Source organism: Microcoleus sp. POL10_C6, assembly GCF_036701585.1.
Classification (GTDB): domain Bacteria; phylum Cyanobacteriota; class Cyanobacteriia; order Cyanobacteriales; family Microcoleaceae; genus Microcoleus.
Map to the genome: position 1 here is coordinate 22,330 of NZ_JAUBRB010000067.1, position 8,416 is coordinate 30,745.

8 protein-coding genes are annotated in these 8,416 nt (G+C 45.0%); 6 read left to right on the forward strand and 2 right to left on the reverse strand.

The window, feature by feature from the left end; translation table 11 throughout:
- Window positions 1-108: 108 nt before the first annotated feature.
- Window positions 109-1,089 (reverse strand): ABC transporter substrate-binding protein, encoded by a 981-nt coding sequence (locus QUA34_RS26045; protein ID WP_333389980.1) that lies wholly within the window; start codon window positions 1,087-1,089, stop codon window positions 109-111.
- An 831-nt stretch (window positions 1,090-1,920) separates the two neighbouring features.
- Here QUA34_RS26045 and QUA34_RS26050 point away from each other — a divergent pair.
- Entirely contained in the window at window positions 1,921-3,183 is a 1,263-nt protein-coding gene (locus QUA34_RS26050) for a glycosyltransferase (RefSeq protein WP_333389982.1), read from the forward strand.
- 136 nt (window positions 3,184-3,319) lie between these two features.
- Window positions 3,320-3,700: a hypothetical protein gene (locus QUA34_RS26055; protein ID WP_333328545.1), complete on the forward strand. Its 381-nt coding sequence runs from the start codon at window positions 3,320-3,322 to the stop codon at window positions 3,698-3,700.
- 89 nt (window positions 3,701-3,789) lie between these two features.
- On the opposite strand, the gene QUA34_RS26060 is transcribed toward QUA34_RS26055, so the two are convergent.
- Window positions 3,790-4,038, reverse strand: coding sequence for a chlororespiratory reduction protein 7 (locus QUA34_RS26060; RefSeq protein ID WP_333082948.1), 249 nt, complete (start codon window positions 4,036-4,038; stop codon window positions 3,790-3,792).
- A gap of 298 nt (window positions 4,039-4,336) precedes the next feature.
- Between QUA34_RS26060 and sir the strand changes: the two genes are divergently transcribed.
- The 4 genes from sir to QUA34_RS26080 all read left to right on the forward strand — a co-directional run bounded on the left by sir (window position 4,337) and on the right by QUA34_RS26080 (window position 8,387).
- Complete coding sequence (gene sir / locus QUA34_RS26065; protein WP_333389984.1) at window positions 4,337-6,328, forward strand: sulfite reductase, ferredoxin dependent; 1,992 nt, start codon at window positions 4,337-4,339, stop codon at window positions 6,326-6,328.
- Between the two features lie 261 nt (window positions 6,329-6,589).
- Window positions 6,590-7,411 (forward strand): 16S rRNA (uracil(1498)-N(3))-methyltransferase, encoded by an 822-nt coding sequence (locus QUA34_RS26070; protein WP_333328551.1) that lies wholly within the window; start codon window positions 6,590-6,592, stop codon window positions 7,409-7,411.
- A gap of 47 nt (window positions 7,412-7,458) precedes the next feature.
- On the forward strand, window positions 7,459-7,875 hold the full coding sequence (locus tag QUA34_RS26075) for a lysozyme inhibitor LprI family protein (RefSeq protein WP_333389986.1): 417 nt from the start codon (window positions 7,459-7,461) through the stop codon (window positions 7,873-7,875).
- Window positions 7,876-7,928: 53 nt separating this feature from the next.
- On the forward strand, window positions 7,929-8,387 hold the full coding sequence (locus QUA34_RS26080; RefSeq protein ID WP_333389988.1) for a hypothetical protein: 459 nt from the start codon (window positions 7,929-7,931) through the stop codon (window positions 8,385-8,387).
- Window positions 8,388-8,416 lie beyond the last annotated feature (29 nt).

Genomic DNA, 8,416 nt, shown 5'->3' on the forward strand with positions numbered 1-8,416 from the left:
GAAGATTCTTCTCAAAGTCCCCCTTCTTAAGGGGGATTTAGGGGGATCTAGACTCGGGGAAAAACGGGATTCCTCAAGGGTTTTAGTCTTAACTTGACACGAAGAAGGTCACTCGCTGGTCCAGCCTTTATGTTGATTGACGTTTTCGCGAGTAATCAGCGCGACTGGAATCAGAATGTTTGGATTGGCTGGCTTTTTTCCTTTGAGAATGTCGTTACCGACTTCAACGGCCTTGGCTGCCATGCGAAATGGATCTTGAGCTGCTGTAGCCACAAAGAGACTGTTGTTCTGTTTGAGCGCATCTAAAGCTTCAGGTGCACCATCGACTCCCACAATAAAGAACTCGCTTCTTTGTGCTTGTTTTGCTGCTAATTCTGCACCAATGGCACAGGGGTCATTAATTGCAAAAACAGCATCAATTTTCGGGAAGGAAGTAAGCAAATCGCTCATCACTCTTAACCCGCCATCGCGGCTGCCTTCAGCGTTCTGATCTTTGGAAAGAACCTTGAGGTTGGGATATTTGGAGAAGACACTTTGGCAACCCTGAACTCGCTCGACGACTGAAGCGACGGGAGGCCCGTTGATAATCACAACGCTGCCTTTGCCTTTCAAGCGATCGGCTATATATTGACAGCTTACTTCGCCAGCTTGCACGTTATTTGAAGTAACTGTCGCATCAACGCCTCCCTCGGCGGCGGTATCAACTGCAATTATCGGAATTCCGGCCTGCTTGGCTTTTTCGACAGCCGGGGCAATGCCTTTGGTGTCAGCAGCATTGAGTACAATCATGCTGACATTAGAGGCAATAAAGTTTTCGATTTGATTAAATTGCTGATTTAAATCGTCGCCGCTGGAAACGAGAGTTGTCCTCACGTTTGCACCGCCGATTTTCTTGGCTGCGGCCTCAGCGCCCTTGCCAACTTGTACGAAGAATGGATTGCCGAGGTCACGGACTGCTACAGCAACTGATGAAAGTTCGGAGTTGCTGGGTTGTATGCTGTTTTGAGCGTTCTGGGAAGTGGCGGTGCAACTTGCCAGAGCGCTGCTGAGTAGACTAAAAAGACTGAGTGCGATCGTTACTCGTTTCACCTCAAACTCCAATGAATTCTCGTTTTGAGAGAGTCACTCGTAAATATGACATTGCCAACCTAACATTAGCTTTGGTCAGGTTTAAGCTCGAATACTTAATGTTTTAGGGGTTCTGCTTTTCTTCGTACATTATTGTACGATACCTTGTTTTTTTTCGGCTCGTAAAACTTTCTGGCTCGGCTCGTTAGACTGCTTTGGGAAACAGAAAAGATACGAATATCCAGTATCGCTCCTCCCTGCTCCAGAAATCAACGATGCTTGAATTTTTTAAATGCTTTATGAGCATTAAAATTTTTCCCTTATGAGAAAATTTTAGGAGAATATTTTCAACAAAATATTTCAGAAATTGCTTTTAAAACCTGGTCGAGTCATATTGAATTTAACTCTCTATGTTTGCTGATGATAACAGTTAAAAACAGCCTCGCTATCTATCTTTGGATAGACCATACTTTTACCAAAAACTAAAGATGCGATCGCCTCAATCGGCACCGATATGCTAATCCTCGGTCTGGTCGGACGCGCCGCGCCAACTCAATAAATCTTAAATTTTGCTTGGGGTAGGATATTGTAAAAAATCATTAAGTTTACAGTTAACAAGGGTAGCTCATAGTAAACTGAAAGCAAAGCTTCGCGCTCACCCATGCAGCCCGTTAAAAAGCCCTAGTTAGAAAGCAGAGCGCCGCTCAAAACTAACGGTGAGAGTAGGCGAGTCATATATGTGCCTGTAAAACCTGCAATTACAGTCATCAGGACAGGGTTTAGAAGCTCTAGATAATGCCGATCGCCCTTTTGGACACAATCACTATAATGCAATAATTGTCTGCGCTGTCAATGGGTAAATCTGAGATGCGATCGGCCAATCACCTATTCTGTTTCCTAGAAATATTTGCCAGCGAAGGCGGCATTCAATCCTACGTTAAAGACATTCTCAAAGCTTACCTGTCCATAAGCGCAGGGACAAACTCGCCGCCACAAGCTGAAGTTTTGCTGTTGCGAGATTCCGAAGACTGCAACAATCCTTACGAGTCAAAAAATCTGAAATTTTATTACCTCAAAACCGAGAATCCCGGGTTGGGTCGTCTTAAGTTTGCTACAGTATTACTAACTCGCTTGCTGCAAAAACGACCGGAACGGGTTTTTTGCGGTCACATCAAACTCGCACCGCTAATTCAAATTCTGTGCCAACCCTTGGGAATTCCCTACACTATTTTAACTTACGGCAAGGAAGTGTGGGAACCGCTTGGGCCCAAATACAGCAATTTCCAGGTTTATGGAGTACGGTTGCAAGGGTTTGTCAACCAGTTTGGTAAGTGCTTGGGATTAAGGTGTACTTTATTTGCCTGGAATCTGCTGTATCAAACAGCAATGAGACAAGCTGAGAGTATATGGACTATTAGCAGGTACACGCGCGATTCCCTACGGGATAGCTTCGCCGCGCGTACTTGCGAAATTAACCAATTAAATCCTAAAAAGTTCCAAATAGTACCTTGTACGGTAGATGAAAATATATTTAGGACTGGGCCGAAGCCACAGGATTTATTAGAGCAGTACAATTTGGTGGGTGCTAAAATATTGATGACTGTAGCCAGATTGCGATCGACAGATATTTACAAAGGCGTCGATGTCACCATTCAAGCGTTGCCGCAAATAGCCGAAACTTTTCCGAATGTGAAATACTTAGTTATTGGCAGAGGAGACGATCGATCTAGATTAGTCAAACTCGCTGATGATTTGGGAGTTACCGAAAGAGTAATATTTGCGGGTTTTGTACCGACAGAAAATTTAGCAGCACATTACCAGTTAGCCGATGCTTATGTAATGCCCTCCCAGGAAGGCTTCGGTATAGTTTATTTGGAAGCGCTGGCTTGCGGAGTACCCGTGCTGGCGGGAGACGCGGACGGGTCAGCCGATCCGCTGCAAGATGGTAAACTGGGATGGCGAGTTCCCCACCGAGATTCGGCAGCAGTTGCGGTTGCTTGTGTGGAAATGCTGCGAGGGGAGGATAAAAGGTGTGATCGCGACTGGTTGAGGGAACAAACCCTGGCAAGATTTAGTTTTGAATCCCTTTGTCAATCCTTAGAAGGAATTTTTTAATCCTCTGACTCAGATAAGCTTATGCCGTAGAGAGCGGTTTCTGGGTGTACAATGGGAAAATTAACTCGATCGACCGCCTGAATTTCTGAGTAGGATAGAGTTATGCCTACCTGCAAAGACACCCAAGGAGACCACCGTGAACCAAGGCAGCCCCAAAATATCTTTCAAGCTACCCCGTATTAGTAATTGGCTGATACTGCTGGGCATCGCGTGTTTGTTGGTGTCTATTGGTTTGGGTTGGATAGTTAAATCACTGTTGATTGTAGTAGCTTTTTTGTTGCTGACGCCTGTGGTCGCATTTTTCGTGCTTCAGTGGTGGCTGAAACGCAATTTAATTGAGGACAATTGTCCAGTTTGTCAATACGAATTTACAGCTTTAAATCAAACTCAGTTTCAGTGTGCCAACTGCGGCGAACCTCTGAAAATAGAGGAAGGTCATTTTAGTCGCTTGACACCGCCCGGTACGATCGATGTTACCGCAGTAGAAGTATCCTCGGTTCAACAGTTAGAAGATTAACCGATTTTAGATTTTGGATTTTAGATTGGAGAATTGTTGAATGTTAACTGCTAACGGCTAACTGTATTACCAATTCCCCATCCCTAAAATTACTTTTCCAAGCGCACTGCATACCACTGCAAATATTTTCCCTGCCCGACATCTAATTCACAATAAGTATCAATTAAATACTTGGCTTGAGCTTCCACGCCAGATATTTTATGCAAGTCCTGCGGCAAATCTTCGTGTTCCTCGGTTAACACGGCTTTCAGCTTTTCTAACAGTTCCGCCGCAGTCAAAAACTGCTCTGGCTGGTTTGTTTCTAACACCACAAAGGTGTCTTCGTCATACAGTGACATAGTTTCAAAGGTTGAGGTTAATTATTTGTAAAATTTCGTGCAGTTAAGCGATCGAAAGTATAAACTCTTAATTACAATTTTCCAGCCCCAGCTCGATCGTGTTACAATTGAACAACATCAGAATTCCTACCGGATTACCGTTATTAACTTACTTGTTAACTGACTTGTTAACCGAGTTGTCAACATATCCGACACAGCATTTCTGAGGAGATTTGTCAAGTGCAAATTTGTCAAGTGTCAAAATTTCAAGAAATATTCGATCGGCTGTATCTAATTATAACTGGCACTATACATTCCCATGATCACATCTTCCACTTCAACCCCAGTTGCGCGCAAGCCCTCTAAATCAGAAGGTCTCAAAGAACGCAGCAACTATTTACGAGAACCCGTTGCGACTGAACTGTTACAAGAAACTACCCACTTCACCGAAGAGGGGCTTCAGATTCTCAAATTTCACGGCTCGTACCAGCAAGACAACCGCGACAATCGAGTTAAAGGACAAGAAAAAGACTATCAGTTCATGCTCCGCACCCGCAATCCCGGCGGGTTCACTCCGCCGCAATTATACCTAGCTTTAGACAAGCTATCTGAAGAATACGGCAACCACACGCTCCGCGTCACAACGCGCCAAGGTTTCCAACTTCACGGCGTGTTGAAAAAAAATCTTAAAGCAGTGTTTTCCTCAATTATTAAAAATATGGGGTCAACCTTGGGAGCTTGCGGCGACTTGAACCGCAACATCATGGCACCTCCAGCACCGTACAAAAATCGCCCAGAATACCAGTATGCGCTGCAATACGCTAACAATGTCGCCGATTTGCTGACACCGCAAACCGGTGCTTATTATGAACTTTGGTTGGATGGCGAAAAAGCTGTTTCGGCTGAGGAAGACCCCGCAGTCAAGGCCGCGAGACAGAAAAACGCCAACGGCACAATCTTTAGCGACGACAAAGAAGAACCGATTTACGGCAGCCATTATATGCCGCGCAAGTTCAAGTGCTCCGTTACCGTGCCGGGAGACAATTCAATTGACTTGTACTCTCAGGATTTGAGCTTGGTAGTAATTACCAATAAAGCTGGCGACTTGCAAGGTTTTGATGTGTTTGCTGGCGGCGGTTTGGGCCGTACTCACAACAAAGAAGAGACTTTTGCGCGGGTTGCTGATGAGATTTGCTATGTTGCCAAGGATGATGTTTACGATTTGGTCAAGGCAATTGTAGCAACGCAAAGAGATTTTGGCGATCGCACAGACAGACGGCACGCGCGACTAAAGTACCTGATTAACGACAAAGGCGTACAGTGGTTCCGCGAAAAAGTAGCCGAATATTTTGGCAAGCCGCTAGAAGCCTTTAAACCGCTGCCTGAATGGAAGTATTTTGATTTCTTGGGCTGGCACGAACAAGGAGACGGTAAACTGTTTGTCGGCATTTCCGTGGATAATGGCCGGATCAAGGATGAAGGTTCATTTCAGCTAAAAACAGCTTTGCGGGAAATTGTGCAGAAGTACAACTTGCCGATACTGGCGACGCCACACCAAAACGTGCTGATTTACGATATTTCGCCGGATATTAAAGCAGAAATTCAGGGAATACTCGATCGATGCGGCATTCAGCGAGAAACTGCGATCGACCCATTGGTGCGCTATGGGATGGCGTGTCCGGCAATGCCGACTTGCGGGCTGGCGATTACCGAGTCTGAGCGCGTGATGCCGAGCATTTTAGAGCGGATTCGGGCACTTTTGACCAAAGTTGGCTTGCAAGACGAGCATTTGGTGGTGCGGATGACTGGTTGCCCAAATGGATGCGCCCGCCCTTATATGGCAGAATTGGGGTTTGTCGGGAGTTCGCCGGAATCCTACCAGATTTGGCTGGGCGGTTCTCCCGACCAAACGCGGCTGGCAAAACCAATTGAGGAAAAGCTGCACGTCAAGGATTTTGAAGCTTTTCTGGAGCCGATTTTTGTTTATTTCAAGCAAAAACGGCAACTGAGCGAGAGTTTTGGCAATTTTTGCGATCGCGTCGGGTTAGAATCTATCCGTCAATTTGTAACCAACTACCAATCTGCTGACTCGATGACAACTGAGATTAATGAATTAGAAGTTACGTCTAGTAACGGCGATGAAAACGAGACTGCCACTGCTGGCGGTGGCAAAGTCCGCCGTCGAATTAGCGTCCGCGATGAAATCTACAACGAGCTCAAGGAAGAAGCAGCCCGTCAGGGCAAGCCAATCACGCAGCTAGCTACAGAAGCGATTTCCACTTATTTAAAGAAGATTAAGGAGGAAGGATAAGCCGATTTTCGATTTTCAATTTGTGATTTTCGATTGTATTCAATAGACTTCTGGCAAAAGTAATATAAAGGCAGAGCATTTGCAGAAAAAAACTCGAATTTGTAAGATAATTCCGGTTGTAGATGCTCTGCCTTTATTGTTTTTGATCGGTTGAAACCCCGGCTGTCTATCTCTTTTCTTCCTCTCTTCCTCTGCGCTCTCTGCGTTCTCTGCGGTTAAATAAAAAAAATCTCTAATAGAAAACGAACAATCCCAAATTCAATGCCTCAATTACAAAGATTAGCCATTACTGCCGCTCAAATTTGCGATCGCCAAATCGACTTAACCAGAGAACAGCAGCATTATTTAAATCGAGTGCTACGTTTGCAAGCAGGCGATCGATTTATTGCGATGGACGGACGGGGACATTGGTGGTTAGCAGTCCTAGAAGTACGGGAAACCGGGTTATTTGCCTCCATAGCAGAGGAGATTGCTGTGAACAGGGAGCTACCCGTGGAAGTTACTTTGATGGCGGCATTGCCCAAAGGAAACGGCTTTGACGAGGTTGTGAGACAAGCGACGGAGTTGGGTGTGGCAAGTATTGTGCCGATGACTAGCGATCGAACTTTGCTCAAACCCAGTGATCAAAAAGTCGATCGGTGGAGAAGGATTGCTGCGGAGGCGGCGGAACAGTCGGAACGTCAAATTGTGCCGACGATTTTAGAGCCTGTTTCGTTTGATGTTGCTATGAAAGATTGCGGTCAAAAATATCGATATATTTGTGTTGCTCGCGGAGACAATCGGCATTTGTGGGATTGTTTGAAGGGTTTAGAACCCCCCCAGCCCCCCTTGTTAAGGGGGGAGCAAGATGGAGCGACGGGTTTCGCTCCCCCCCAATCGCCCTTAATAAGGGGGGAGCAAGATGGGGGAGAATTATCGATTGTCATAGCTATTGGCCCGGAGGGTGGATGGACTGAGGGTGAGGTTAAAAGAGCGATCGAATTGGGCTTTGAAGCTGTTTCTTTGGGTAGTAGAATTTTAAGAGCGGTGACAGCACCGATTGTGGCTTTATCTTTAGTTGGCGCGGCATTTGAGAAGTGCTAATATCAACAAATAACAAAGAATTTATCAGAGAGGTGGGTTGAGGGGGAATGAAAATAGAGTTGAGGAAAGGTCGATCGCTCTTTTGGTCGAGCGCGCTTTTGGCAATTTTCGGTATCACATCAGTTTCTGCACAATCTCCGAGTTTTCCCATTGCTCAACAAATTAATTGCGATCGCCCCCAAGGAGATGCACAAGTCAGAACTTGTATTCGGTTGAGGTATGAAGCCTCGGATCAACGACTGAACGAGGTTTACAAACAACTGATTTCCCAATTGAGTGGCGAAGAGCGATCGCTACTTTCCGAAGCACAATTAGGGTGGATTCAGTTAAGAGATAAAACCTGTGAATTTGAAGTTTATAAAAGTCGTGGCGGTACTGGTTATGGAGGTTTCCTAAATGAATGTTTGGATCGCATGACTAAACAGCGCACTGGGGAACTAGAACAGTATTTAAAACAGAGATAAAATAGGAAGTATACCGTACAGCACCTGACAACAATAAATAGAAACAAGTATTTATGAAAACCCGATCGCCCTTCACCCTCACTCTCAGCGTCATCTCAGCAATTGTAACCACTACCGTACCAGCACTTTTTGCCCAGCAACAGCCATCAGCCAACCAAATCTACATCGATAAAAATTGCCAGCGCAATCAGCAATTACCGCAACTTGAAAGATTCACTATCTTTAGCAGAAACGAATTTACAACTAACGGTCAAAACTATTGGTTCTACGCCGCCCGCTATCAAGATGGAGGCGTACTTCTCTGTATATCGAAACCAAATTTTAATCAACCAAAACCTATAAATGAACAAAAAATACAAGCCAATTTTATTGACAAAATAGTCCGAGATATCAACAACAAAACAGGTTTTATCATCGTAGTCAGAGAAGGAAATGGCCTCGATGTACCCATGACAAATTACGGCTTATACCAATTTAATATGAAGCTGCATAGAATAGGGCTTCAAGAATAAAATTGTAAGATGACAACGAACAGATTTCC